Source organism: Salinimicrobium sp. 3283s, assembly GCF_039602225.1.
Lineage (GTDB): Bacteria > Bacteroidota > Bacteroidia > Flavobacteriales > Flavobacteriaceae > Salinimicrobium > Salinimicrobium profundisediminis.
The window spans coordinates 2,305,228-2,330,584 of record NZ_CP143631.1; the positions used below are offsets into that span (position 1 = coordinate 2,305,228).

Here is a 25,357-nt window from a genome sequence, read left to right on the forward strand (position 1 = left end):
TTATGGCGTACGTACCAAGACTTAAACAAGAGTATAAAGAGAGAGTGATCTCCACTCTTACAGAAGAATTCAGCTACTCCAACGTAATGGAGGTTCCAAAACTACAAAAGATAGTTGTGAGCCGTGGCGTTGGTGCTGCTGTTGCAGATAAGAAACTTATTGACCATGCGGTAGATGAATTAACAGCTATTACAGGTCAAAAAGCTGTTGCGACCATTTCTAAAAAAGACGTTGCTTCATTTAAATTACGTAAAGGGATGCCTATTGGTGCCAAAGTTACTTTGCGTGGGGAGAGAATGTATGAATTTTTAGATCGTTTGATCACTTCTGCACTTCCACGTGTTCGTGATTTTAATGGTATTAACGCAACCGGATTTGACGGAAGAGGAAATTATAACCTTGGGGTAACCGAGCAGATTATTTTCCCTGAGATCGATATCGATAAGGTTAACAGGATCAATGGTATGGATATTACCTTTGTGACCAGTGCCAATACTGATAAGGAAGCGAAATCATTGTTAACTGAACTGGGATTACCTTTTAAAAAGAATTAATTATGGCTAAAGAATCAATGAAAGCCCGTGAGGTGAAGAGACAGGAATTGGTAGATAAGTATGCTGAAAAACGTAAGGCTCTTAAAGAGGCTGGCGATTATGAAGCACTACAAAAACTTCCAAAGAACTCATCTCCCGTGCGACTACATAATCGTTGTAAGTTGACAGGAAGACCTAGAGGGTATATGAGACAGTTCGGAATTTCAAGGGTAACTTTCAGAGAAATGGCGAACAACGGATTAATTCCCGGAGTCAAAAAGGCTAGTTGGTAAGATTATAAATTGAAAGAAGGTTCTTTCCATACCGGAGGAAAACCACTTTCGCAAATTAAAATAGATGAATACAGATCCTATTGCAGATTATTTAACAAGAATTAGAAACGCAGTTGCTGCAAACCACAGAGTGGTGGAGATCCCTGCTTCTAATCTTAAAAAGGAGATCACCAAAATACTTTTTGATCAGGGGTACATCCTTAGCTACAAATTTGACGAATCTACTGCTCAGGGTAGCATTAAGATTGCGCTTAAATATGATAAGGTTACTAAAGAGCCTGTTATAAAAAAGATTCAACGCATAAGTAAACCTGGTTTACGTAAGTATGCCGGTGCCAATGAGCTTCCTCGTATCCTTAATGGACTTGGAATCGCTATTGTGTCTACTTCTCATGGTGTAATGACAGGGAAGCAGGCTCAACAGGATAAAGTTGGTGGTGAGGTATTGTGTTACGTTTACTAATATTTAAAGACGAAAAGAAATGTCCAGAATAGGTAAAAGTCCAATCACAATTCCACAAGGTGTTACAGTAGACATTAAGGACGGAGTTGTTACGGTAAAAGGAAAATTAGGTGAGCTAACTCAGGAATATTCTGAGATTGATATCATCATAGAAGACGGGGTTATTACATTTGAGCGTCCTTCAGAAAAGAAAGATCATAAGGCAAAACACGGTCTTTACCGTGCTTTGATCAACAATATGATTGAGGGTGTTACTAATGGATTCACTCACGAACTTGAACTAGTAGGTGTAGGGTACCGTGCATCTAACCAGGGTCAAAAATTGGACCTGGCTGTTGGGTACTCTCACAACATTGTCTTAGATTTGGCCCCCGAAGTAAAAGTGGAAACAATTTCAGATAAAGGTAAAAATCCTGTTGTGAAATTGACTTCACATGATAAACAACTGGTTGGCCAGGTAGCTGCAAAGATCAGATCTTTCCGTGCGCCAGAACCTTATAAAGGTAAAGGTATTAAGTTCAAAGGTGAACAGTTACGAAGAAAAGCAGGTAAATCAGCTTAATAACTAAGATTATGGCAGTTTCAAAACAAGATAGAAGAACTAAGATCAAGAAAAGGATCAGAAGAGATATAAGCGGTACTCAGGGCCGTCCAAGACTTTCCATTTTTAGAAGCAATAAAGAAATTTATGCTCAAATTGTGAATGATGTGGATGGGAAAACTTTGGTAGCTGCTTCTTCAAGAGATAAAGATGTTGCCTCGGCGACTGTAGAGAATAAAATAGAGCAGGCAGCTTTAGTTGGTAAAGCTATTGCTGAAAAAGCTTTAAAAGCCGGGATTGAGACCATCTCATTTGACAGAGGAGGATACTTATACCACGGAAGAGTAAAATCATTAGCAGAAGGTGCTCGCGAAGGAGGACTAAAATTCTAAAAGTATGTATCAGGATTATAAAAATGTAGAACTTGTAAAACCGGGTGGACTTGAATTAAAAGACCGTTTGGTTGGTGTGCAACGTGTTACCAAAGTTACAAAAGGTGGTAGAGCATTTGGCTTCTCTGCAATTGTAGTTGTAGGTGACGAGAATGGGGTTGTAGGCCAGGGTTTAGGTAAATCTAAAGAAGTAGCCGATGCTATCGCTAAAGCGGTTGAAGACGCTAAGAAAAACCTGGTGCGTATTCCTCTTAATAAAGGAACACTTCCTCACGAACAAAAAGGGAAATACGGTGGAGCTAGAGTGATGCTTTTACCTGCAGCTCCGGGTACTGGAGTTATTGCTGGTGGAGCGATTCGTGCGGTACTGGAATCTGTTGGTGTTCATGATGTACTTTCAAAGAACCAGGGATCATCAAACCCTCACAACGTGGTGAAAGCTACTTTTGATGCATTACTTCAGTTAAGAAGTGCGGAGACTGTTGCCCGTCAACGCGGTATTTCTCTTGAGAAAGTTTTTAAAGGTTAATAACAAGGAATAATGGGAAGAATAAAAGTTACACAGGTAAAAAGTGCTATTAAGCGCACTCAAAACCAAAAACGTACTTTGGAAGCACTTGGTCTAAGAAAACTTGGTCAGGTTGTGGAGCACGATAATACGCCAAACATCCTTGGTATGGTAAATAAAGTAAATCACTTAGTCTCTGTAGAGGAGACCAAATAAGAAACTCACATGGATTTAAGTAACTTAAAACCTGCTAAAGGTTCAGTTCAAAGTAACGCGAAGCGAGTTGGGCGTGGTGAAGGATCAGGGAAAGGCGGTACTGCTACCCGTGGTCATAAAGGTGCAAAATCTCGTTCTGGTTACTCTAGGAAAATAGGATTTGAAGGAGGGCAAATGCCACTTCAAAGACGAGTTCCAAAATTCGGTTTTACTAACATCAACCGTAAAGATTATCAGGGTATCAATCTTGATAAACTTCAAGCTTTGGTTGACGAAGGAAGAATCACCGATACAGTTGATATGAATGTTCTTGTTGAGAACGGATTGGCTGGAAAAAACGAGTTGGTTAAGATATTAGGAAGAGGTGAATTAAAAGCTAAGTTGAAAATATCTGTTCATAAATTTACTGCCTCAGCAAAGCAAGCTATTGAAGCTGCTGGTGGTGAAGCTGTTACTTTATAATAGATAACAATGAAATTCATCAATACATTAAAGAATATCTGGAAAATCGAGGAGCTAAAAAATAGAATTTTAGTAACCCTCGGTTTATTGCTGGTGTATCGCTTTGGAGCACAGGTGGTGCTTCCTGGAATTGATGCGTCTCAATTAGCGAACCTTGCTACTCAAACAGATGGCGGTTTATTAGGGCTTCTTAATGCTTTTACAGGAGGTGCATTTTCGAATGCTTCTGTATTTGCTTTGGGAATTATGCCCTATATATCGGCATCTATTGTAGTGCAATTAATGGGAATTGCTGTTCCTTATTTGCAGAAATTGCAGAAAGAAGGAGAGAGTGGTCGTAGAAGGATCAATCAAATCACAAGATGGTTGACTATTGCTATTACTCTTGTACAGGGGCCTGGTTATATTTATAACCTTTTTGCCACCTTACCTTCAGGTGCATTTTTGCTTGGAAGTACAGTGACCTTTGTTGCTTCTTCTGTAATAATCCTTACTACAGGGACCATTTTTGCAATGTGGCTTGGAGAGAAGATAACTGATAAAGGTATTGGTAACGGTATTTCACTGCTTATCATGGTAGGTATTATTGCAACATTGCCACAAGCCTTCATTCAGGAATTTGCTTCCAGAGTATTCGAATCGAATGGAGGAATGATTATGATCCTTATTGAACTTGTAATATGGTTTGTAATAATTCTGGCCAGTGTAATGTTAGTGATGGCTGTTAGACAAATCCCTGTCCAGTATGCAAGAAGAACTGCTACGGGAGGATACGAAAAGAATGTTTTTGGTTCAAGACAATATATTCCATTGAAGCTTAATGCTTCTGGAGTTATGCCAATTATTTTCGCGCAGGCAATAATGTTTATTCCGGCAGCGGTTGCAGGGCTTTCACAGTCTGAAACCGCACAAGGAGTTACAGCTGCCTTCAGCGATATCTTCGGCTTTTGGTACAATTTGGTTTTTGCAGTGTTAATTATAATTTTTACGTACTTTTACACCGCGATTACGGTACCTACCAATAAAATGGCAGATGATCTTAAAAGAAGTGGTGGTTTCATACCCGGGATAAGACCTGGTTCAGAAACTTCAGAATTTTTAGATCGCATCATGTCGCAAATCACCCTGCCGGGTTCTGTTTTCTTAGCGCTTATCGCAGTGTTCCCTGCAATTATCGTTTCCCTTTTGGGAGTTCAGGCCGGATGGGCGTTGTTCTTTGGAGGAACATCATTACTTATTATGGTAGGAGTTGCAATCGATACCATGCAGCAGGTTAATTCATACCTGTTAAATAGGCATTATGATGGTCTTATGAAAACCGGTAAAAACAGAAAAGCAGTAGCATAATGGCAAAACAATCGGCAATAGAACAAGACGGAACGATCATTGAAGCATTATCAAATGCAATGTTCCGGGTGGAGTTAGAGAACGGTCATGTTGTGACCGCGCATATCTCAGGTAAAATGCGGATGCATTACATCAAATTATTGCCTGGGGACAAAGTGAAATTAGAAATGAGCCCGTACGATTTATCTAAGGCTCGAATAACTTACAGATACTAATAACTATGAAAGTTAGAGCATCAATTAAAAAAAGAAGTGCCGAGTGCAAGATTGTGCGAAGAAAAGGCAGACTGTACGTGATTAACAAAAAGAATCCAAAATTTAAACAAAGACAAGGGTAGTTATGGCTAGAATTGCAGGTGTTGATATACCAAAACAAAAGCGAGGCGTTATAGCATTGACCTATATCTTCGGAATTGGAAAGAGCAGAGCTCAGGAAATTCTTAAAGAGGCCAACGTAGAAGAAGGAAAAAAAGTTTCCGATTGGAATGATGACGAAATCGGAAGAATTCGTGAGGCCGTTGGATCTTTTAAAATAGAAGGTGAATTGCGTTCAGAGATCCAGTTGAGCATTAAACGCTTAATGGATATTGGAAGTTATAGAGGAATTCGTCACAGAGCGGGATTACCGTTAAGAGGACAAAGAACTAAAAACAACTCCAGAACCAGAAAAGGAAGAAGAAAAACAGTTGCAAACAAGAAGAAAGCAACTAAATAATAAGTAGGATGGCAAAAGCAAAAGCAACTCAAAAGAAGCGTAAGGTAAATGTTGAGTCTATTGGAGAAGCGCATGTTACTGCTTCTTTCAACAACATTATCATTTCGTTGACCAATAAAAAAGGAGATGTTATCTCATGGTCCTCTGCCGGTAAAATGGGCTTTAGAGGGTCTAAGAAAAATACTCCTTATGCAGCACAATTGGCTGCAGAAGACGCATCAAAAGTGGCACACGAAGCAGGTCTTCGTAAGGTAAAGGTTTTTGTGAAAGGACCAGGAAACGGTAGAGAATCTGCTATTCGTTCCCTTCACAATGCTGGTATTGAAGTGACCGAGATCATCGATGTTACTCCACTTCCACACAACGGATGTCGTCCTCCAAAAAGACGTAGAGTTTAATTAACAAGTATAAACAAAAGTAAGCAAAAGATCTGCGAAGGACAGTGACCTTAATTCCACGATCGCTTGCTTTATAACAAATTTTTCAATGGCAAGATATACTGGTCCAAAGACTAAAATCGCCCGTAAGTTCGGGGAAGCTATTTTCGGAGATGACAAATCTTTTGAAAAAAGAAACTATCCTCCGGGACAACATGGTAATAACCGTCGTCGCGGAAAAAAATCTGAATACGCTGTCCAGTTAATGGAAAAGCAAAAAGCTAAGTATACCTATGGTATTCTTGAGCGTCAATTCAGAAACATGTTTGAAAAAGCAACACGTGCCCAGGGAATTACCGGGGAGGTGCTTTTACAATTATGTGAGTCTCGTTTAGACAACGTGGTATATAGAATGGGAATTGCCCCATCTAGACGTGCTGCAAGACAATTGGTTTCTCACAGGCATTTAACTGTGAATGGAGAGTTGGTAAACATTCCATCTTACCAGTTAAAAGCAGGAGATGTTGTAGGAGTAAGAGAGAAATCAAAATCCTTAACTGCCATCCAGGATTCATTAGCTAATTCTAGCAGTGTCTACGAATGGATCACGTTTAACAACGAGACCAAACAGGGAACTTATGTTTCTGTTCCGGCAAGAGTACAAATTCCGGAAAATATCAATGAACAATTCATCGTCGAATTATATTCGAAATAATAATTCACAGAAGTCGTAATATGGCAATATTAAATTTTCAGAAGCCCGATAAAGTTATAATGATTGATTCAACCGATTTCGAAGGGAAATTTGAATTTCGCCCTTTGGAACCAGGTTATGGATTGACTGTTGGTAACGCTCTAAGAAGAGTGCTTTTATCTTCACTTGAAGGGTTCGCTATTACTTCGGTTCGCATCGAAGGAGTAGAGCACGAATTCTCAACTATCCCCGGGGTAGTAGAAGACGTAACCGAAATAATCTTGAATCTTAAACAGATCAGGTTTAAAAGGCAAATTGATGAAATAGACAATGAAGCCGTTACCATTTCTGTATCTGGTCAGGAGCAATTAACTGCTGGTCACTTCCAAAAATTCATCTCAGGTTTCCAAATCCTTAATCCCGATTTAGTGATCTGTAACATGGATAAGAAAGTGAACCTTAACATGGAGGTTACTGTAGAAAAGGGTAGAGGATACGTTCCTGCTGAAGAGAATAAGAAGCCAAATGCACCTATCGGTACGATCTACACAGATTCTATTTACACTCCTGTAAAGAATGTAAAATATAGCATCGAAAACTATAGGGTAGAGCAAAAGACCGATTATGAAAAATTGGTTTTCGAGATTTCTACAGATGGTTCTATTCATCCTAAAGAAGCTCTTACCGAAGCTGCTAAAACTTTGATCCACCATTTTATGCTGTTCTCTGACGAACGCATCACTCTGGAGGCCGATGAGATTGCACAGACTGAGACTTACGATGAAGAATCCCTTCACATGCGTCAGTTGCTAAAAACCAAGTTAGTTGATATGGACCTTTCAGTTAGAGCATTGAACTGTCTTAAAGCTGCAGAAGTTGATACCCTTGGTGACTTAGTATCTTACAACAAGAATGACCTTATGAAGTTCAGAAACTTTGGTAAAAAATCGCTTACCGAACTTGAAGAGTTGGTAAACAACAAAGGCCTGAACTTTGGAATGGATCTTTCAAAATATAAATTAGATAAAGACTAGTCGCGTAAATACGCAGTAGTCAATAAAACAAAATAATAACCATCATAATTTGCTCCTCAAAATGGGTCGCAGCAAGATGATGAAACAAAAAACGTCATGAGACACGGAAAAAAGACAAATCACCTGGGTAGACAAACAGCACACCGTAAGGCTATGCTTGCAAATATGGCTTGTTCTCTAATTGAGCACAAACGTATTAACACTACTGTGGCAAAAGCAAAAGCTTTAAAGCAATTTGTTGAACCATTGGTAACCAAGTCTAAAGAAGATACTACTCACAACAGGAGAATAGTATTTAGCAAACTTCGCGACAAGAATGCAATTTCTGAATTGTTCCGCGAGATTGCTCCTAAGGTTGGTGATCGTCCGGGAGGATACACCAGAATCATTAAACTTGGAAACAGGTTAGGTGATAATGCAGATATGGCACTTATTGAACTTGTAGATTACAACGAAATCTATAACGTGAATAAGCCAGAGAAGAAGAAATCTACCCGTAGAGCTGGTAGAAGTAAAAAGTCTTCTGATGCTGCACAAGCAAAACCTGAGGCTTCTGCTGAAGATAAAAAAGACGAAGGAAACAAGGAATAGATATGATTCTTGATTCTTAATTTCTTAAAAAGGATAAGCCGTTAAAGCTTATCCTTTTTTTATACCCTCACGCCAGGGTGCCAAAAAAGTTACTTTGAAACCGAAATTTAAAATCAAATAATCCTTAATAAAATTTATTTTTGTGAAGGATAAAGACGAGCAATCATGAAATACCAAGCAAGAAAAAAAGCCATTTTACTACTTGAAGACGGCACCATCTTCCATGGCAAAGCGGTGGGAGATAAGGATGGAAAGGCCTTTGGAGAGGTCTGTTTCAACACGGGAATGACAGGATACCAGGAAATTTTTACAGATCCGTCTTATTTCGGGCAAATTATGGTCACCACCAATGCCCATATAGGTAATTACGGTGCAAATGAAAATGAGAAAGAAGCTGAGAAAGCCCAGATCTCTGGTTTGGTGTGCAAGAATTTCAGTTATTATCAATCGCGTCCTGCAGCCAATGAAACGCTTCAGCAATTCCTTGATCGCAGTGAGCTCTTCGCGATCTCAGATATTGATACCCGTGCCCTGGTTACCTATATCAGGGAAAATGGTGCTATGAATGCGGTTTTAACCACCCAGTTTGAAGATTTAGAGGCCCTGAAGCAGGAACTTGCCAATGTGCCCGATATGAACGGTCTCGAACTTGCCTCAAAAGTCTCTACTAAAGAGCCTTATTTCTTCGGAAATGAATCTGCCCGCTTTAAAGTCGCCGTACTTGATGTGGGTGTCAAAAAGAGCATTTTAAAGCACCTGGCTTCACGTGATGTGTATTGCAAGGTGTTTCCTTATGATACTACTTATGCCCAAATGAAAGAGTGGGAGCCCAACGGTTACCTGCTTTCCAATGGTCCCGGCGATCCCGAACCTCTTAAAAATGCCATTCAGGTGGCTAAAGATATAATTGCTGAAGATAAACCGCTTTTTGGGATTTGCCTTGGCCACCAGATCATCGCCCTGGCAAATGACATCTCTACATACAAAATGCACCATGGCCACAGGGGGATAAATCATCCTATTCTTAACCTGGAAACCGGAAAAGGGGAAATTACCTCTCAAAATCATGGTTTTTCGGTGAATAAAGAGGAAACTGAAGCCCATCCCGATGTTGTTGTGACCCATACACATCTAAATGACCAGACCGTAGCGGGAATAAGGATGAAAAACAAGAATTGCTTCTCGGTTCAATACCATCCTGAAGCCAGTCCCGGGCCAAATGATGCTCATTATCTGTTCGATGAGTTCATTCACAACCTAATAGGCGAAGAAATCACAGCTGAATAATTTTCAGAAGATCAATGTGTAGCATTACCCTTCAAAAATGGCATTTTTGAAGGGTGATTTTTTTTGTCTTTTTATTTCTGAAGTAAATTTCAGGCTTAGAGAATTTTCCTTCGGAAGTAGTTATTGAATAAATTTTCAGCATTTTTCTGAACTTTTTCCGAAGGGAATAATGGCAACTTCCTTTAAGTTTTTGAAGAAATTTCCGAAGAAATTCTGCTGTTTTTAACCTGAAGAAATTGGAAACCCCGCTTCCGAAGTTTTAGAAGCTATCTACATCGTTCTCGTTAATAAATTTCTCTTAATTCCTTTGAACTAAAGGCTTTGGTTTTTACTATTCTTTTGAAGTATTCGTATCTTGCAGGGGCTAAAAAAGATAATTAATTAAAATTTCTAAATATGAGCGTTATAATAAACATACATGCCCGCCAGATTTTTGATTCTCGCGGTAATCCAACTGTTGAAGTTGATGTAGAAACTGAAAATGGAACCATTGGAAGAGCAGCAGTCCCTTCAGGAGCCTCTACCGGGGAACATGAAGCGGTTGAACTACGTGATGGTGGCAGTGATTACATGGGTAAAGGTGTGCTACAGGCTATAAAGAACGTGAATGAAGTAATTGCTGAAGAGCTTCTTGGATATTCTGTTTTCGATCAAAATGTTATCGACCAGGTAATGATTGAGCTTGACGGTACAAAGAACAAATCTAAGCTTGGAGCAAATGCCATTCTTGGTGTTTCATTAGCAGTAGCAAAGGCTGCGGCAAATGAACTCAATATGCCGTTGTATCGCTATGTGGGTGGTGTGAGCGCAAACACGCTTCCTGTTCCCATGATGAATATTATTAACGGTGGCTCTCACAGTGACGCTCCTATTGCGTTTCAGGAGTTCATGGTGATGCCCGTAAAGGCCAAGAATTTTTCTGAAGCTCTTAAAATGGGTACTGAGATTTTCCATAACCTCAAAAAAGTACTTCACAAGAGAGGTCTAAGCACTGCTGTGGGTGATGAAGGTGGTTTTGCGCCAACTTTAGACGGAACAGAAGATGCTTTAGATACTATTTTACAATCTATCAAAAACGCAGGTTACAAACCGGGTGAAGAAGTGATGATTGCTCTAGATTGTGCTTCGGCTGAATTCTACGAAAATGGCAAGTATGACTACACCAAATTTGAAGGAGAAAGCGGGAAGGTAAGAAGCAGCCAGGAACAGGCAGAATACCTTGCTGAACTTGTTTCAAAATATCCAATCATTTCTATTGAGGATGGAATGGACGAAAACGACTGGGATGGGTGGAAAGCTCTTACAGAAAAAGTTGGAGACAAAGTTCAGCTTGTAGGAGACGATTTATTTGTAACTAACGTAGAGCGTCTTTCAAAAGGAATAGAAAACAACATAGCGAACTCTATCCTTATTAAAGTGAACCAGATTGGTACGCTTACCGAAACTATTTCGGCAGTGAACATGGCGCACAACGCAGGTTATACCTCTGTAATGTCGCACCGTTCGGGAGAGACCGAAGATAATACTATTGCCGATTTAGCTGTGGCACTTAACACAGGTCAAATTAAAACCGGTTCTGCTTCGCGTAGTGACCGTATGGCAAAATACAACCAGCTTCTTCGCATTGAAGAAGAACTAGGAAGTGTAGCTTATTTCCCGCAGGAAAAAGCTTTCAAGGTTAAATTATAACAGGTACTTCACCTTTTTTCTAAGCCTTTCCCCTTCGGGAAAGGCTTTTTCTTTTAGAACATGATATTCGTCATCTCTGCAATATTTTGATCTTCCTATTTTTAAGAGAGTTCAGAATTAGGGAGATAACTGTTTTTTCGTCATTTCTAATAAGCTTTTAGGCTTGTTTTCAGTACTTGGGCCTTTGAGGAAAAGCTGTGTGCTGCCGAAAAATAAGGTAGAATTTTGTAAATTAGCAATCCTGAAAATAAATCATAAGAAAATCCATAACAAATATGTCAAAAGTAGCTACTATAAAAATTGATGGAAAGACCTATGACCTGCCAATGGTTGTAGGCACAGAGAAAGAAGTTGCCCTGGATATTACGCAGTTGCGAGGGCAAAGTGGAGCAATAACCTTAGATCCCGGATATAAAAATACGGGTGCTTGTGAGAGTGCAATTACTTTTCTTGATGGAGAAGAGGGGATCTTGAGATACCGTGGATATTCCATTGAAGAATTAGCTGAAAAAGCCGATTTTCTAGAAGTAGCTTATCTTTTAATTTTTGGGGAATTACCAACTGAGGTGCAGTTGCAAAATTTTAATACCGATATTCTCGATCAAAGCATCGTGAATGAGGATATGAAAACTGTGCTTAAAGGGTTTCCTCAAACAGCTCACCCAATGGGGGTCCTGGCTTCTCTTACCAGTGCACTAACCGCTTTTAATCCAAAGTCGGTGAATGTTGAGTCTGAAGAAGATATGTACCGGGCCATAGTGAAGATCCTTGCAAAATTCCCTGTTCTTGCAGCATGGACTTTACGCAAGAAGAGCAACCAGGTGCTCTTTAATAAAGATACCAACATTGGTTATGTAGAGAGCCTCCTGAAAATGATGTTCCAGGATGATAACTCAAAAAAGACTTACAAGCAGAACAAGATTTTGGTCGATGCGCTAGATAAGTTGCTTATCCTTCATGCAGATCACGAGCAAAACTGTTCTACTTCCACAGTGAGAATTGTAGGTTCTTCTCATGCAGGTTTATTCGCTTCAATTTCGGCAGGAGTTTCTGCATTGTGGGGTCCGCTTCACGGTGGGGCAAACCAGGCTGTAATCGAGATGCTTGAGGAGATCAAAGCAGATGGTGGAGATACTTCAAAATTCATTGCAAAAGCAAAAGATAAAGACGATCCTTTCAGGCTAATGGGCTTTGGGCACAGGGTGTATAAAAACTTTGACCCAAGGGCAAGAATTATAAAGAAAGCTGCCGATGAAGTACTTGGCCAGCTGGGTGTTGAAGATCCAATTCTAGAGATTGCCAAGAGTCTTGAAAAGACAGCTTTAGAAGATCCGTACTTTGTAGAGAGAAAACTTTATCCAAACGTAGATTTCTATTCGGGTATTATTTACCGTGCTATGGGTATCCCGACTGAGATGTTTACAGTAATGTTTGCAGTTGGCCGTCTTCCGGGCTGGATTGCACAATGGAGAGAAATGCGCCTTAGAAAAGAACCAATTGGCCGTCCAAGACAGGTTTATATTGGAGAGACTAAACGTGCTTTCAAAGAAATTGAAAAGAGATAAAATGCTCCATTAATAATTAAAGTAAAAACTCCACTTTTTGTGGAGTTTTTCTTTTTCAGGTGCCAGGTAAATCTAATTTTCTCACTCACAGAGATACCCGGAGTAAATCCTTCCGTAGAAAATAATTTTATAAAAAAAGTGCTGTAAATAAAGATTTTATGCATTTATAGAGGAGTGTTCCTTTTCTTATATTTGCAGCCAAATTGGGAGTTTATGATGAAACTAAATATTAAAAATGAGACTTCCCGTCTTAGGGCCGTGATCCTGGGAACGGCTGAGAGTCCGGGACCAACACCCGAATATGAGAATGCCTACGATCCAAAATCGGCAGAGCATATCAAGGCCGGCACCTACCCTTTAGAAGAAGATATTGTGAAGGAAATGGAAGCTGTGCGGGAGGTATTGGAAAAATATGATGTCCAGGTTTTTCGTCCAAATCTCGTAAAAGATCTCAACCAGATCTTTACACGCGATATAGCTTTTGTGATTGATGATAAATTCATAAAGGCCAATATTCTCCCAGATCGTGAAGAGGAAATTGAAGCCATTCAATATGTTATTGACCAGATTGACCCCAATAAGGTGATCGAGCTGCCCGAAGATGTTCATGTAGAAGGGGGGGACGTAATGCTTTACAACGATCATCTTTTTATAGGTGCTTATTATGGCGAAGATTATCCCCAGTTTATCACTGCGCGAACCAATCTCAATGGAGTAGAGCACATCAGGAAGATGTTCCCCAATAAAAAGGTTCACTCCTTTAATCTTAGGAAGTCCAATACCGAAGCGAGAGACAATGCGCTTCACCTCGACTGCTGTTTTCAGCCGGTAGGGAAAGGAAAGGCCATTCTCTATAAAGACGGGTTCCTTGATGAAAAGGAATACGAGTGGCTGGTAAATTTCTTCGGAAAAGAAAATATTTTTGAAATTACCCAGCAGGAAATGTATGATATGAATTCGAATGTCTTTTCAATTTCTGAAGATGTGGTGATTTCAGAAAGAAATTTCACCCGACTCAACACATGGCTTAGGGAAAACGGGATGACCGTTGAAGAAGTACCCTACGCCGAAATTGCAAAACAAGAGGGATTGTTGCGCTGTTCAACCCTGCCCCTTATAAGAGATTAATTGTACATGAAACAAATTACAGATACTGTACTAATGGTGCGGCCGGTGGCCTTCAGGATGAATGAGCAAACCGCTGTGAACAACTATTTTCAGGAAGGCCTGCATCTCGACAATGAGCAGATAAATAAAAAAGCCCAGGAAGAATTCGATGCGTTCGTTGAAAAACTCCGCAATGTTGGCGTGAATGTCATCGTGGTAGATGACGATAAAAAACTCGACACACCCGATTCGATCTTCCCAAACAACTGGGTGACTTTTCACGAAGATGCAACGGCAGCCATCTATCCTCTTTTTGCTGAAAACCGCAGAAGGGAACGCAGGGCTGAAGTTTTTGATAAAATTGAAGCAGAGGGCTTTCTCATTAAAGAGGTTATTGACTATACAAGCGCCGAGGAGGAAGAGCTTTTTCTTGAATCTACCGGTGTGCTTATTCTTGACAGGATCAATGAAAAGGCTTATTGTGCGCTCTCACCCCGTGCCAATGAAGAATTGCTAATTGAATTTTGTGAGGATTTTGAACTTACCCCGGTAATTTTTAATGCCTATCAGGATGTAGATGGTCGCAGAATGCCTATCTATCACACCAATGTGATGATGTGCCTGGCCGAAAATTTCGCGGTAATTTGCCTTGATAGTATCGACGACCCTAAAGAGCGCAAAAATGTGGTAAAACATTTAAAATCTGACGGGAAGCAGATCATAGAGATTTCTGAAGCACAATTACATCATTATGCCGGCAATATGTTGCAGGTGCAGGGCAGGGATGAAAAAAAATACCTGGTAATGAGTGAGGCGGCAAGAAAAAGCCTGCTCCCGGTTCAAATTGCAGCTATTGAGAAGCATTGTGAGATCTTGAGCAGTGACCTTACCACCATAGAAACCTGTGGGGGCGGCAGTGCCCGCTGTATGCTGGCCGAAATTTTTCTTCCGAAGAAATAAAACTACAAGCCCTTTCAAAAAGGGCTTTTTTGATGCCTCTTATTCCTGGTCTTCTATTCTTGGTAAAGCTTTATCTGCCTTGTAGTGACGCAATTTTTTGATAAAACTATGTACTTCGGTTTGACCGGCGCCGGCATGAATTTTAATAAAATACTGGTCTTTGTAAAAAGAGTATTCTTCAGCGCGACCTTTGTAAATCTTCAGCTTAAAAAAAGGAATTACCAGTGAATAAGTTTCGCCGGCAGCACTAAAGCTTATTAATACTCCTTTTGGCCGCATCTCTATATTGCAGTGATTTTGTGCCTGGCCTTCATTTAAAACGAGCAGGTTATAAATTTCTATGCTTGCTGCCGTGACAGGCAGTTCGTTAAAGCTGGTTTTTTTTAGCTCCTGTCTTTCCTCAAGGGTGAAAGGCTTGCCCACCAGTTCATTGATCTCTTCTCTCTTGTCAGCAAAATCACGGGAAATATTCAGTAGCATTTTCTTTTTTTCTAAAGGTAAGCATTTGCGCTCAAACCCTTTATACAACCTCAAAATTCTGTTATCTTTGCCACTTCCTGTAGAAGCCTGCAGGTAAAAAAAATAAAAGACATGAATGTTCAGGACGTACTCGCCGCACAGGTAAAAGAAGCGGTTAGCAATATTTTTAATGTAACGTTGGAGACGGTTGAGTTTCAACCTACCCGAAAGGACTTTGAAGGTGACATCACCCTGGTCACATTTCCTATGTTGAGGCAAATAAAAACCAGTCCTGTAAAGCTTGGGGAAGCCATAGGTGATTACCTGGTTGCCCATAACCAAGAGATCGAAAAGTTCAACGTAGTTCAGGGGTTTTTGAATATTGTCCTGGCCGATGCTTACTATCTCAATTTCTTCGGAAAAGTAAAAGATGATCCTGACTTCGGAAAAGCTTCTGTAGGTGAGGAATCTATCATGGTAGAATATTCTTCGCCAAACACCAATAAACCATTGCATTTAGGACACATCAGAAATAACCTTTTGGGGTATTCAGTTTCTGAAATCCTGAAGGCTTCAGGAAAAAAAGTTTACAAAACCCAGATCATCAATGACCGCGGAATTCATATTTGTAAGTCTATGCTCGCGTGGCAAAGATTTGGAAATGATGAAACGCCTGAGTCTACAGGTCTAAAAGGGGATAAACTGGTAGGGAACTACTATGTGAAGTTCGATAAGGCTTACAAAGAGGAGGTTTCTTATTTGCAGGCCCAGGGAAAGACCGAAGATGAGGCAAAAGCTGAAGCCCCTATTTTAAAAGATGCCCAGGAAATGTTGCGTAAATGGGAAGCGGGAGATGCTGAAGTTGTTGAGCTGTGGAAGACCATGAACCAGTGGGTATATGATGGTTTTGAGGAAACCTACGCTAAACTTGGGGTCGATTTTGATAAAAATTACTACGAAAGTAACACTTACCTGCTCGGTAAAAACGTAGTTGCCGAAGGTCTTGAAAAAGGCATTTTTTACCGAAAGGATGATGGTAGTGTATGGATAGATCTTACCGATGAAGGCCTCGATGAAAAGATCGTTTTGCGAAGCGATGGTACGGCGGTTTACATGACACAGGATATTGGTACAGCGATACAGCGTGTAAAAGATTACCATATCAACGGGATGGTTTACACCGTGGGCAATGAGCAGGATTATCACTTCAAAGTGCTCTTTTTGATCCTGAAAAAATTGGGTTACGAATGGGCCGAAAATCTTTACCATTTGAGCTACGGAATGGTAGATCTTCCTAGTGGAAAAATGAAAAGCCGCGAAGGCACCGTGGTAGATGCCGATGATCTTATTGAAGAAATGACTGCCACCGCCAAAAATATTTCTGAAGAGCTTGGGAAACTCGATGGCTATTCGGAAGCTGAAAAAGAAGAACTCTATGGGATTATAGGCCTGGGAGCCTTAAAATATTATATTCTGAAGGTAGATCCGAGGAAGCGAATACTGTTTAATCCGGAAGAATCTGTAGATTTCCAGGGAAATACAGGTCCGTTTATACAGTACACCTACGCCCGAATCCAGTCTATACTTAGAAAAGCTGAATTTGATTACTCAAATCCTATTTTTGAGTACAGCCTGAATGAAAAAGAAAAACAACTCATCAAACAGCTTCAGCTTTACCCCGAAACTGTTCAGCTTGCAGCCGAAAATCACAGTCCGGCGCTTATAGCCAATTATACCTATGAGCTGGTAAAGGAATTCAATAGTTTCTATCAAAATGTGACTATTTTGGGAACCGAAGATGAGACAGAAAAGAACTTCAGGGTGCAGTTGTCAAAAGCTGTGGGAGATGTGATCAAATCTTCGTTCGCACTTTTGGGAATTCAGGTGCCCGAGAGAATGTAGGGGAAGTTAGATTTTAGAAATTAGAGGGTAGAAGTGTGAACGTGGCACTGCCGTCACTTCGAGTGAATTTTGACCCGCGGAAGCTGGGGAAAATTTGTATCGAGAAGACAGGCAGGGGAATTGGGAAGTTAGAATTACTAAATTAGAAGTAAGGGTTTAGAATTGCCGTCAGGTTGAGTGTTTTCCCTTAGCGGCAGCGAAAGTAAAATGTATCGAGACTAGAGGCAGAGTACAAGTTAAGAAGTAAACAAGAGGTGTTAAAAATGTCATTTTTGAGACCCCTTCCGAAGAAATGTTTAAAAATTTTTCCGAAAAGTGACATTTTTGGAGCAGATGTGAAGTTGAAAGTTTTCACTTCAGCCTCAAATCATTAAATTTGCAACTGCCTGTAAAACCCGGCAGTATTTAAATCTGAGAGAATATGTTCGAAAGTTTAAGTGATAAGTTAGATAATGCATTACACGTCCTCAAAGGACATGGGCAGATTACCGAAGTTAACGTTGCCGAAACTCTTAAAGAGGTAAGGCGGGCCCTTGTTGATGCCGATGTCAATTATAAAATTGCCAAAGAATTTACTTCTAAGGTAAAGGAAAAGGCACTTGGGCAAGACGTTCTTACCGCTCTAAAGCCGGGACAAATGATGGTAAAGCTGGTAAAAGACGAGCTTACCACGCTTATGGGTGGAGATGCCGAAGGGATTAACCTTTCTGGGAACCCATCGGTTATTCTTATGTCGGGTCTTCAGGGGAGTGGTAAAACCACTTTTTCGGGTAAGCTGGCAAATTACTTAAAGACCAAGAAATCTAAGAATCCTCTTTTAGTTGCCTGTGATGTGTATCGTCCTGCAGCAATTAATCAGTTGCACGTTGTTGGAGATCAGGTTGGGGTTGAGGTATTTAGTGATGAAGGAAATCAGGATCCTGTTGCTATCTCAAAAGCCGCCATTGCTCACGCAAAAGCAAACGGTCACAATGTGGTGATTATCGATACCGCCGGTCGTCTTGCTGTAGATGAAGCGATGATGACCGAGATTGCAAATATTCACAGTGCCATCCAGCCGCAGGAAACGCTTTTTGTAGTTGATTCCATGACGGGGCAGGATGCTGTTAATACAGCCAAAGCCTTCAACGACCGACTCAACTTCGACGGGGTTATCCTTACAAAACTTGATGGGGATACCCGTGGTGGAGCTGCGATCTCAATTAAGTCTGTAGTAAATAAGCCAATCAAATTTATTGGTACAGGTGAGAAGATGGATGCGATTGATGTTTTCTATCCTTCGCGTATGGCCGACCGTATCCTTGGAATGGGAGACGTTGTGTCTCTTGTTGAAAGGGCGCAGGAGCAATATGACGAAGAAGAAGCGAGAAAACTTCAGAAGAAGATAGCCAAGAACGAATTTGGGTTTGATGACTTTTTGAACCAGCTTCAGCAGATCAAGAAGATGGGGTCTATGAAAGACCTTATGGGGATGATCCCGGGAGCTGGAAAAATGCTGAAAGATGTGGAGATTGATGATGACGCTTTCAAGCCTATTGAAGCCATTATTCATTCGATGACACCAGAAGAACGTTCAAAACCATCAGTTATAAACGCCTCACGTAAGAAAAGAATAGGAAAAGGATCGGGCACCTCGGTACAACAGGTAAATCAGCTTTTAAAGCAGTTTAGCCAAATGAGTAAGATGATGAAAATGATGCAGGGCGGCGGCGGAAGAAAGATGATGCAGATGATGAAGGGAATGAAATAAGTGGTCAGTGTTCAGTGATCGGTGCCCAGTGTTCAGTGCTCAGTGTTCAGTGAGCAGCGAACATGATCTAAAACAGTATTATGAGATTTCAGGAGTTGTTAGCTTATCAAAAGTCCATTGAACTTTCAATGCAGATTTTTGAAGTTTCAAAATCCTTCCCAAGAGAAGAGATTTATTCTCTCGCTGATCAAATAAGGAGATCTTCCCGGAGTGTATCTGCTGCTATTGCTGAAGCTTATAGGAAACGAGATTATCCAAGGCACTTCGCCAGTAAACTGACAGATGGAGATGCCGAAAACTCTGAAACTCAGGTATGGCTTGAATACGCCTTTAGATGTTCCTACCTTACTGAGGTTGAGTATCAAAGACTGGTCGGTGAGAGTGAGGAGGTTGGGAAACTAATAAATTACATGATCCTATATCCCGGAAAATTTGGGGTGAAGAAGAGAGAATAAATTACATATTAAAAACTGATCACTGATCACTGACCACTGATTACTAATAACTGCACACTTAAAACATGGAGCTCCTCGACGGTAAAAAATTAAGCAACGAAATTCAGGATGAAATTGCCCTGGAAGTTCAAAAAATGAAAGAACGTGGGGAGAAGGTCCCCCATTTGGCAGCCATTATTGTTGGTAGCGATGGCGCCAGCTTAACCTACGTAAATGCCAAAGTTAATGCGTGTAAAAGGGTGGGATTTGAATCTTCCGAATACCGCATGTCTTCAAACACCAGCGAGATTGAACTCCTGGCCAAGATTGAAGAGCTTAATAACAACGACGATATTGATGGCTTTATAGTGCAGCTACCGCTTCCGCCACAAATCAATACTCAAAAAGTGCTTTTAGCGGTGAGTGCCGATAAGGATGTGGATGGTTTTCACCCTACCAACTTCGGAAAAATGTCTCTCGACATGTCCTCCTTTATACCGGCAACACCGTTTGGGATTCTTGAGATGCTTGAGCGTTACAACATCCCAACCAAAGGAAAACACACCTGCGTGATTGGTCGTAGTTACATTGTGGGAAGACCCATGAGTATCCTTATGGGGAGACAGGGATTCCCGGGTAATTCTACGGTAACTCTTACTCACGAATTCACAAAAAACATTACTCAAATCACTTCACAGGCCGATATCATTATCATTGCTGTAGGAATTCCTAATTTCCTGAAAGCAGAAATGGTAAAAGATGATGCTGTGGTAATTGATGTGGGAATAACCCGCGTTCCCGATGAAACCAAGCCAAAAGGTTACAGGATCACGGGCGATGTCGATTTTGAAAATGTTTCACAAAAGGCAAGTTACATCACTCCGGTGCCCGGTGGAGTTGGGCCTATGACCATTGCCATGCTTCTTAAAAATACACTGCTGGCCCGGGAGGAGCACCGTGCAAGAAGTAATGCTAAATAGATTCAGGTTAGGCGTTTAGTAATTTAGCCTCATCGATTTTCCAGTCGAGATAAGCATGTAAATCGGATTCAATGAACCGAACGGCGATTGTGAAAAGCGCAAAATCGTCTACATAGCCTACTCCCGGAAGAAAGTCGGGTAGCATATCCATTGGATTAAAAACGTAGAGCAGGGTCAATCCTATGGCGGCAATTGTGAACCACGGCATTTGATTGTATTCTCCTTTTCTATAGTCTTTTAGCATACCAAACATAAGCTTTCCCAGTTCGGCATATTTTTTCATGCCTGCACCTTTTAACTTTTTATCGATGGCATCTTTGTTCTTCATGACCACATCCAAATCCCCTTCATTAACTTTAGAAATTTCGGTCTCCAGATAGTCTTTGTTGATCTTCTTCTTTACATTTTCTAACATAGCATTTTTGTTTTATGGTTAAAGTTTGTTTTCTGTTTTTCCGTATTCATGCTTGTATATCTTTAAGATAAGCAAAAACAGAGATACGAGCAAAGGCCCGAAAATAAGCCCTATAAACCCAAACAATGGCACCCCAACCACAACCCCAAAAAGAGTAATAAGCGGGTGTACACTGGCAAGGCGGTTAAGAATGTAAAGCCGTAAGATATTGTCTGTAATTCCCACGATCACAAAGCCATAAATTACAATAAAAACCGCCTGCCATTCCATGCCCATTGAATAAAGCAGAATGGTTACTGGTACAATTCCTATGGCGGTACCAATAAAGGGTACCATGGCGCCAATGGCAGTAATTACGAACCAGAACAAGGGGTCGGGTACGCCTACAATGAGGTAGCCAATTAATGCAACTATTCCCTGGAAAAACGCCACCAGTGGAATACCTAAAGCATTAGATTTTACCATTTCATCGCCTTCGTGGCCTATAACCTCAAGATTGTTTTCACCCAACGGGATGTAAGAAATGATCATATCTTTAAGCCTGTCGCGGTTCATCAACATATAATACAGCAAAAAATACATAATACTTATTGCTATAAAAGCATTAAATGTGCCGGCACCAAGAGACTGGAGGTTGTTAGAGAGCCAATTGGCCACCCGGGCCGAATCAATACTCTGGCTAAGATCATAACCCACATAGATCTCAGCTTCATTAATTTGATCCTTTACTGCCTGCAACACCATTTCTGAATTTGCAACAGCCTTGCCTATTTTTGACGTGAGCATGATGGCAGTAAGGGTGATAGGTACCAGGATCCCAATGAAGGAAAGGAACATAAGCAAAGCGGCTGCCAATACAGGTTGCCATCGCTTTTCTACCATCCAGGTCATAGGCTTTCTTAGCACAACATAAAGGGTGATTGCGCCAAGCACTCCTGAGAGATAAGGTAAAATCTCCCGAAAGATTAAAACCAGCATGAATAGAATGAGGAGTAGTACGAACAGTTGCCGCACTAAAGATGGTTTTAATCTGTTCATTGAAAAGTAATTATTTCTCGAATAACTGGTCTATATTTTTAAAAGCTTTGAATTCCAGCGCGTTTCCGCAGGGATCTTTAAAGAACATGGTGGCCTGTTCTCCTGCCTGTCCTTCAAACCGAATGTATGGCTCTATGACAAAATCAACATTCTTTGTTTTTAATTCCTGCGAGAAGGAATTAAAAGTTTCCCAATCCAGCACCACCCCAAAATGTGGAATGGGCACATCTTTTCCGTCTACAGGATTACTGCCGCTATTGTCAATTTCAGAAGCAGCTTTGTAATGTATTACCAGTTGATGTCCAAAAAAATTGAAATCTACCCAGTGATCACTACTTCTTCCTTCTTCCAGGTTTAAGGTTTCTCTATAAAATTTTCTTGCCTTTTCCAGATTGTCTACGGGAATGGCTAGGTGAAAAGGTTGGATCTTCTGCATTTTTTTAATGGTTGCGTAACGCGTTGATAAGTTCTTTCTTGCTCATTTTTGAACGTCCTTCTATCCCCACCTCTTTGGCTTTCTTATAAAGATCGTCTTTGCTACGGTCTTCATATTTATCGGCCTTACCACCTTTCTTACCTGTGTTCTCAGAATTGGCAATTCTTGCAGCTTTCTCCTTACTTGCCCCTTTATCTCTCAGGGCTTCGTATTGATCTTCGTTCTTGATGCGATTGTCTGGCATATCTTTTTTCTTAAAAATAAGCAGATATGCTCAATCATTTGCTTAATTGAGTGTTAAGATTCCCGGTTTCTTCTTTTACTTCGGAAGTTTTTCTGATTCTCCGGATTTTTTCCGAAGTTTTTCTTGGAAGTGGTATTGGAGGGTTTCGGCTTTGAACTCGCTGGTTTTTGCTCAACAGAAGCATCTTCTGTTTTACTTGATTCTCCCGTTAAGCGATCAAGGTCGTCCAGTTCCTTTTGGGTGAGATGACGATACTGCCCCACTGGCACATCAAGTTCAATATTCATGATGCGTATTCTCTTTAGCTTCACTACTTCATAACCCAGGTACTCGCACATTCTGCGAATTTGCCGGTTTAAACCCTGGGTGAGGATAATCCTGAAAACGAACTTGCTCAATTGTTCCACCTCACACTCGCGGGTAACGGTGTCTAAAATGGGAATTCCTGAAGACATTCTTTTTAGAAAGTCAGGCGTGATCAATCGGTCTACAGTAACTATGTACTCTTTTTCGTGATTGTTTCTCGCTCTAAGAATTTTATTGACAATATCCCCGTCGTCGGTGAGTAAAATCAGACCTTCACTGGGTTTGTCGAGTCTGCCAATGGGGAAGATTCGGGTAGGGAAATTTATATAATCTACAATATTCTTCTTTTCCGCCTGATTTGTAGTGCAAACAATGCCTATAGGTTTATTGAAAGCCAGGTAGACATTGTCTTTTTTTGGAGGCACAATGAGTTCGCCGTTCACCCGCACTTCATCTTCGGGGCTAACTTTTGTTCCCATTTCGGGGACCTTGCCGTTAATGGTTACCCGCCCCTGTTCAATGAGAGTATCGGCCTTACGGCGTGAGCAGTAGCCCACTTCACTTAGATATTTATTTAAACGGGTAAGGTTTTCAGAAGACATTCAGATGTATTAAAGAGTTAATCCCAATCTACCATAAAGTACTTGATTTTGGCATCATCGGGAATTTGGGAAGCCTGTATGCGGGTTTGCGTATCATAGCGCAGTTCTACGGGCAGCTGTTTTTTATCAATGGTTACATATACGTTCAATTCATCAATAAAAATCACGGCTGCGCTTAGAGTGTTCTCAATTCTCGAAATATCGTAGTTCTGTACAATATCCTGGAATGTACTTTCTTTTCCAAGACCTTTGGCCGTCTTATAACGCGGGTCGAGTACCTGGATGAATCCAATGGTACTGGTGGAGTCAAATGCCTGCACAGGTTCGATCAACAGGAGTTTGTTGCCCTGGTTATCATAAACTTCTATTTCATTGCTTTTCCTGTACAATTCGCTGTTACTTACCTGTTTTACAAGCGAGTCTTCAGCAAAAATTGAATCGAGTTGATTAATTTTTATGTCGCTGGTTAATCGTCCTATGCTATTAGAAGTAATCAGGAAAGGATCCTGTTCTTTTTCACAGGAAATCAGGAAGCCAGCAGTAACAAAAAGGAGGAGTAAAAAACTTTTTCGCATGATGTTTAGGTAATTTTTTAAAATTTAATGAGTCCCTCATTTCTATTATAAAGTAATGTGGGTGACTTTTTATTTTTGGGTTTTTTCAGATTGGTATGATCCCTTCCTTTATTCACCCAGTCATTTATTGTTTTATAGCTCCTGCTTCCCTCGTGCCCTTCTTTCTTCATGTAAGAGCTCTGTATTTTAAAATCTTCAGCATTTCAAATAATGACCTTTCAGTAAACGAAATTTTCTCCAACTTCATATACGGAAGCAAAACTTCTCTAAAATGCCATTTGCCGAACGCTTTTAAAATTTTTATAAAAGTAAGAATTGTGAGGGATTGGCGGACTTTCTTACGGGCCTAAATTAACGAACTGCCGGATTTAATAATGTGAAAGTTCCGTCGTTCGCGTTCATTTTGGCTTGTATTCCGTTGGGAATAGTGAAGTTATCGCTAATGTGCCCAATCATGCTTCCAGAAAATGCCGGAATTTTCAAAGGCTTTAAATAATGGTCCAGAACTTCTTCCAGGGTTAGGGAGCCATAACCTCCGGCGCCTCCGGGGTCACAATCGCTACACTTTCCAAAGATAAAACCACTTATTTGTTCCAGAACTCCGCCTAATTGTAGCTGTGACATCATCCTGTCTACGGCATAGATCTGTTCTCCTACATCTTCGAGGTAGAGAATTTTATTTTGCCAGTCGGTAGGGAAATAAGGTGTGCCCATAATATTGGTAAGTACAGAAAGATTTCCGCCCAGGAGTTCTCCCGTTGCAGTTCCCGGAGTAATGGTTCTTATCCTGTTTCTGGATTGGGCAAGCATTCCGCCTTTCTCATTTGGGTTTAAGTAGGCAACAGCTTCTGCATTAAAAAGAAGATCTTTAAAATGATCTACGGCAAAAGAATTCCATGTTGAGGTTGCCAAAGGTCCGTGAAAGGTTACAAGTCCGGTTTTTTTATAAATAGCCAGGTGCAATGCAGTAATGTCGCTGTAACCGATAAATATCTTCGGATTTTTTTTGATTTCCTCATAATCGAGCAGTGGCAGAATTCTCGCTGCCCCCGAGCCACCTCTAAGGCAAATTATCGCGTCAACTTCAGGATCCCGCCACATGTCATTAAATTCGGTAGCCCTTTGTTCATCAGTTCCTGCAAGGTGACCATGGCGGGTACGCACAAACTCTCCCAACTTCACTTTAAGGCCCATGGCCTGCATAGATTCAATAGCAATCTCATAAGGTTCAGACTCATATATGGCCCCCGCAGGGCTCACTATGCCAATGGTATCACCTGCAGCTAGGCGTTTTGGTTTAGAAACATCCTGTAAAGAACCGGTGACAGAAAATGAAGTGGCTAAACTATGAAGCGGAATTGCAAGGCTGCCAAGGCCCACATTGCGAAGAAAATTTCGTCTCTGCATAATTTTGGTTTAAAAATGGCATTTTTGAGCCTCCAT

Annotated in this window: 33 protein-coding genes; 25 read left to right on the forward strand and 8 right to left on the reverse strand. The window is 40.7% G+C overall.

Annotated elements, in window-relative coordinates; genetic code table 11:
* The first annotated feature begins 2 nt into the window (after positions 1–2).
* The 21 genes from rplE (at position 3) to VS868_RS10310 (ending at position 14,773) form a co-directional block, all read left to right on the forward strand.
* Positions 3–554 carry a 50S ribosomal protein L5 gene (rplE, locus tag VS868_RS10210; protein ID WP_266070245.1) on the forward strand — a complete coding sequence of 184 codons (552 nt, stop codon included), beginning with the start codon at positions 3–5 and terminating at the stop codon, positions 552–554.
* Positions 555–556: 2 nt separating this feature from the next.
* Positions 557–826 (forward strand): 30S ribosomal protein S14, encoded by a 270-nt coding sequence (gene rpsN, locus VS868_RS10215; RefSeq protein WP_266070246.1) that lies wholly within the window; start codon positions 557–559, stop codon positions 824–826.
* Between the two features lie 64 nt (positions 827–890).
* Positions 891–1,289, forward strand: coding sequence for a 30S ribosomal protein S8 (rpsH, locus tag VS868_RS10220; RefSeq protein WP_266070247.1), 399 nt, complete (start codon positions 891–893; stop codon positions 1,287–1,289).
* A 19-nt stretch (positions 1,290–1,308) separates the two neighbouring features.
* Positions 1,309–1,851, forward strand: coding sequence for a 50S ribosomal protein L6 (gene rplF, locus VS868_RS10225; RefSeq protein ID WP_266070248.1), 543 nt, complete (start codon positions 1,309–1,311; stop codon positions 1,849–1,851).
* Positions 1,852–1,862: 11 nt separating this feature from the next.
* Entirely contained in the window at positions 1,863–2,222 is a 360-nt protein-coding gene (rplR, locus tag VS868_RS10230) for a 50S ribosomal protein L18 (protein ID WP_266070249.1), read from the forward strand.
* A 4-nt stretch (positions 2,223–2,226) separates the two neighbouring features.
* The gene (gene rpsE, locus VS868_RS10235; RefSeq protein ID WP_265162661.1) at positions 2,227–2,751 is read left to right on the forward strand and encodes a 30S ribosomal protein S5; all 525 of its coding nucleotides are present in this window, start codon (positions 2,227–2,229) and stop codon (positions 2,749–2,751) included.
* 12 nt (positions 2,752–2,763) lie between these two features.
* On the forward strand, positions 2,764–2,946 hold the full coding sequence (gene rpmD / locus VS868_RS10240; protein ID WP_266070250.1) for a 50S ribosomal protein L30: 183 nt from the start codon (positions 2,764–2,766) through the stop codon (positions 2,944–2,946).
* Between the two features lie 9 nt (positions 2,947–2,955).
* Complete coding sequence (rplO, locus tag VS868_RS10245) at positions 2,956–3,408, forward strand: 50S ribosomal protein L15 (RefSeq protein WP_266070251.1); 453 nt, start codon at positions 2,956–2,958, stop codon at positions 3,406–3,408.
* Positions 3,409–3,417: 9 nt separating this feature from the next.
* Positions 3,418–4,755, forward strand: a complete 1,338-nt coding sequence (secY, locus tag VS868_RS10250; RefSeq protein ID WP_266070252.1) for a preprotein translocase subunit SecY — start codon at positions 3,418–3,420, stop codon at positions 4,753–4,755.
* Positions 4,755–4,970 carry a translation initiation factor IF-1 gene (gene infA / locus VS868_RS10255; protein WP_006988529.1) on the forward strand — a complete coding sequence of 72 codons (216 nt, stop codon included), beginning with the start codon at positions 4,755–4,757 and terminating at the stop codon, positions 4,968–4,970. Before secY ends, infA begins: the two co-directional genes overlap by 1 nt.
* A 5-nt stretch (positions 4,971–4,975) precedes the next feature.
* Positions 4,976–5,092 carry a type B 50S ribosomal protein L36 gene (ykgO, locus tag VS868_RS10260; RefSeq protein WP_037325435.1) on the forward strand — a complete coding sequence of 39 codons (117 nt, stop codon included), beginning with the start codon at positions 4,976–4,978 and terminating at the stop codon, positions 5,090–5,092.
* 2 nt (positions 5,093–5,094) lie between these two features.
* Entirely contained in the window at positions 5,095–5,469 is a 375-nt protein-coding gene (gene rpsM, locus VS868_RS10265; RefSeq protein ID WP_168139061.1) for a 30S ribosomal protein S13, read from the forward strand.
* A gap of 8 nt (positions 5,470–5,477) precedes the next feature.
* Entirely contained in the window at positions 5,478–5,867 is a 390-nt protein-coding gene (gene rpsK / locus VS868_RS10270) for a 30S ribosomal protein S11 (RefSeq protein WP_265162665.1), read from the forward strand.
* Between the two features lie 88 nt (positions 5,868–5,955).
* The gene (rpsD, locus tag VS868_RS10275) at positions 5,956–6,561 is read left to right on the forward strand and encodes a 30S ribosomal protein S4 (RefSeq protein ID WP_266070253.1); all 606 of its coding nucleotides are present in this window, start codon (positions 5,956–5,958) and stop codon (positions 6,559–6,561) included.
* Between the two features lie 20 nt (positions 6,562–6,581).
* On the forward strand, positions 6,582–7,574 hold the full coding sequence (locus tag VS868_RS10280; protein ID WP_266070254.1) for a DNA-directed RNA polymerase subunit alpha: 993 nt from the start codon (positions 6,582–6,584) through the stop codon (positions 7,572–7,574).
* Between the two features lie 96 nt (positions 7,575–7,670).
* Positions 7,671–8,165 carry a 50S ribosomal protein L17 gene (gene rplQ, locus VS868_RS10285; protein ID WP_266070255.1) on the forward strand — a complete coding sequence of 165 codons (495 nt, stop codon included), beginning with the start codon at positions 7,671–7,673 and terminating at the stop codon, positions 8,163–8,165.
* A gap of 165 nt (positions 8,166–8,330) precedes the next feature.
* Positions 8,331–9,452, forward strand: a complete 1,122-nt coding sequence (carA, locus tag VS868_RS10290; RefSeq protein ID WP_345597259.1) for a glutamine-hydrolyzing carbamoyl-phosphate synthase small subunit — start codon at positions 8,331–8,333, stop codon at positions 9,450–9,452.
* Between the two features lie 396 nt (positions 9,453–9,848).
* Entirely contained in the window at positions 9,849–11,141 is a 1,293-nt protein-coding gene (gene eno / locus VS868_RS10295; RefSeq protein WP_345597261.1) for a phosphopyruvate hydratase, read from the forward strand.
* A 275-nt stretch (positions 11,142–11,416) separates the two neighbouring features.
* Positions 11,417–12,706, forward strand: a complete 1,290-nt coding sequence (locus tag VS868_RS10300; protein WP_345597263.1) for a citrate synthase — start codon at positions 11,417–11,419, stop codon at positions 12,704–12,706.
* A 213-nt stretch (positions 12,707–12,919) separates the two neighbouring features.
* The gene (locus VS868_RS10305; RefSeq protein ID WP_345597266.1) at positions 12,920–13,834 is read left to right on the forward strand and encodes an arginine deiminase family protein; all 915 of its coding nucleotides are present in this window, start codon (positions 12,920–12,922) and stop codon (positions 13,832–13,834) included.
* A 6-nt stretch (positions 13,835–13,840) separates the two neighbouring features.
* Positions 13,841–14,773: an arginine deiminase-related protein gene (locus tag VS868_RS10310; protein WP_345597268.1), complete on the forward strand. Its 933-nt coding sequence runs from the start codon at positions 13,841–13,843 to the stop codon at positions 14,771–14,773.
* A gap of 39 nt (positions 14,774–14,812) precedes the next feature.
* On the opposite strand, the gene VS868_RS10315 is transcribed toward VS868_RS10310, so the two are convergent.
* Positions 14,813–15,253, reverse strand: a complete 441-nt coding sequence (locus tag VS868_RS10315; RefSeq protein WP_266070261.1) for a hypothetical protein — start codon at positions 15,251–15,253, stop codon at positions 14,813–14,815.
* Positions 15,254–15,364: 111 nt separating this feature from the next.
* On the opposite strand from VS868_RS10315, the gene argS reads away from it, so the two are divergent.
* The 4 genes from argS to VS868_RS10335 all read left to right on the forward strand — a co-directional run bounded on the left by argS (position 15,365) and on the right by VS868_RS10335 (position 20,298).
* Positions 15,365–17,134, forward strand: coding sequence for an arginine--tRNA ligase (gene argS / locus VS868_RS10320; protein WP_345597271.1), 1,770 nt, complete (start codon positions 15,365–15,367; stop codon positions 17,132–17,134).
* Positions 17,135–17,555: 421 nt separating this feature from the next.
* A complete protein-coding gene (gene ffh, locus VS868_RS10325) occupies positions 17,556–18,884 on the forward strand; it encodes a signal recognition particle protein (protein WP_266070263.1) in 1,329 nt (442 codons plus the stop codon).
* 80 nt (positions 18,885–18,964) lie between these two features.
* A complete protein-coding gene (locus VS868_RS10330) occupies positions 18,965–19,339 on the forward strand; it encodes a four helix bundle protein (RefSeq protein WP_345597274.1) in 375 nt (124 codons plus the stop codon).
* A 65-nt stretch (positions 19,340–19,404) separates the two neighbouring features.
* Positions 19,405–20,298, forward strand: a complete 894-nt coding sequence (locus VS868_RS10335; RefSeq protein WP_266070265.1) for a bifunctional 5,10-methylenetetrahydrofolate dehydrogenase/5,10-methenyltetrahydrofolate cyclohydrolase — start codon at positions 19,405–19,407, stop codon at positions 20,296–20,298.
* A gap of 7 nt (positions 20,299–20,305) precedes the next feature.
* Here the strand turns inward: VS868_RS10335 and VS868_RS10340 are convergent, their stop codons facing one another.
* From VS868_RS10340 to VS868_RS10370, 7 genes are all read right to left on the reverse strand, one after another.
* Positions 20,306–20,713, reverse strand: a complete 408-nt coding sequence (locus tag VS868_RS10340; protein WP_266070266.1) for a DUF1232 domain-containing protein — start codon at positions 20,711–20,713, stop codon at positions 20,306–20,308.
* Positions 20,714–20,731: 18 nt separating this feature from the next.
* The gene (locus tag VS868_RS10345) at positions 20,732–21,751 is read right to left on the reverse strand and encodes an AI-2E family transporter (protein ID WP_345597276.1); all 1,020 of its coding nucleotides are present in this window, start codon (positions 21,749–21,751) and stop codon (positions 20,732–20,734) included.
* Positions 21,752–21,761: 10 nt separating this feature from the next.
* A complete protein-coding gene (locus VS868_RS10350) occupies positions 21,762–22,187 on the reverse strand; it encodes a VOC family protein (protein WP_266070269.1) in 426 nt (141 codons plus the stop codon).
* A 4-nt stretch (positions 22,188–22,191) separates the two neighbouring features.
* Positions 22,192–22,431, reverse strand: coding sequence for a Rho termination factor N-terminal domain-containing protein (locus VS868_RS10355; protein WP_266070270.1), 240 nt, complete (start codon positions 22,429–22,431; stop codon positions 22,192–22,194).
* Positions 22,432–22,484: 53 nt separating this feature from the next.
* On the reverse strand, positions 22,485–23,339 hold the full coding sequence (gene rluF, locus VS868_RS10360; RefSeq protein WP_266070271.1) for a 23S rRNA pseudouridine(2604) synthase RluF: 855 nt from the start codon (positions 23,337–23,339) through the stop codon (positions 22,485–22,487).
* Between the two features lie 17 nt (positions 23,340–23,356).
* Positions 23,357–23,914 (reverse strand): hypothetical protein, encoded by a 558-nt coding sequence (locus tag VS868_RS10365; RefSeq protein ID WP_266070272.1) that lies wholly within the window; start codon positions 23,912–23,914, stop codon positions 23,357–23,359.
* A gap of 351 nt (positions 23,915–24,265) precedes the next feature.
* The gene (locus tag VS868_RS10370; protein WP_345597279.1) at positions 24,266–25,321 is read right to left on the reverse strand and encodes an LD-carboxypeptidase; all 1,056 of its coding nucleotides are present in this window, start codon (positions 25,319–25,321) and stop codon (positions 24,266–24,268) included.
* Positions 25,322–25,357: the final 36 nt, after the last annotated feature.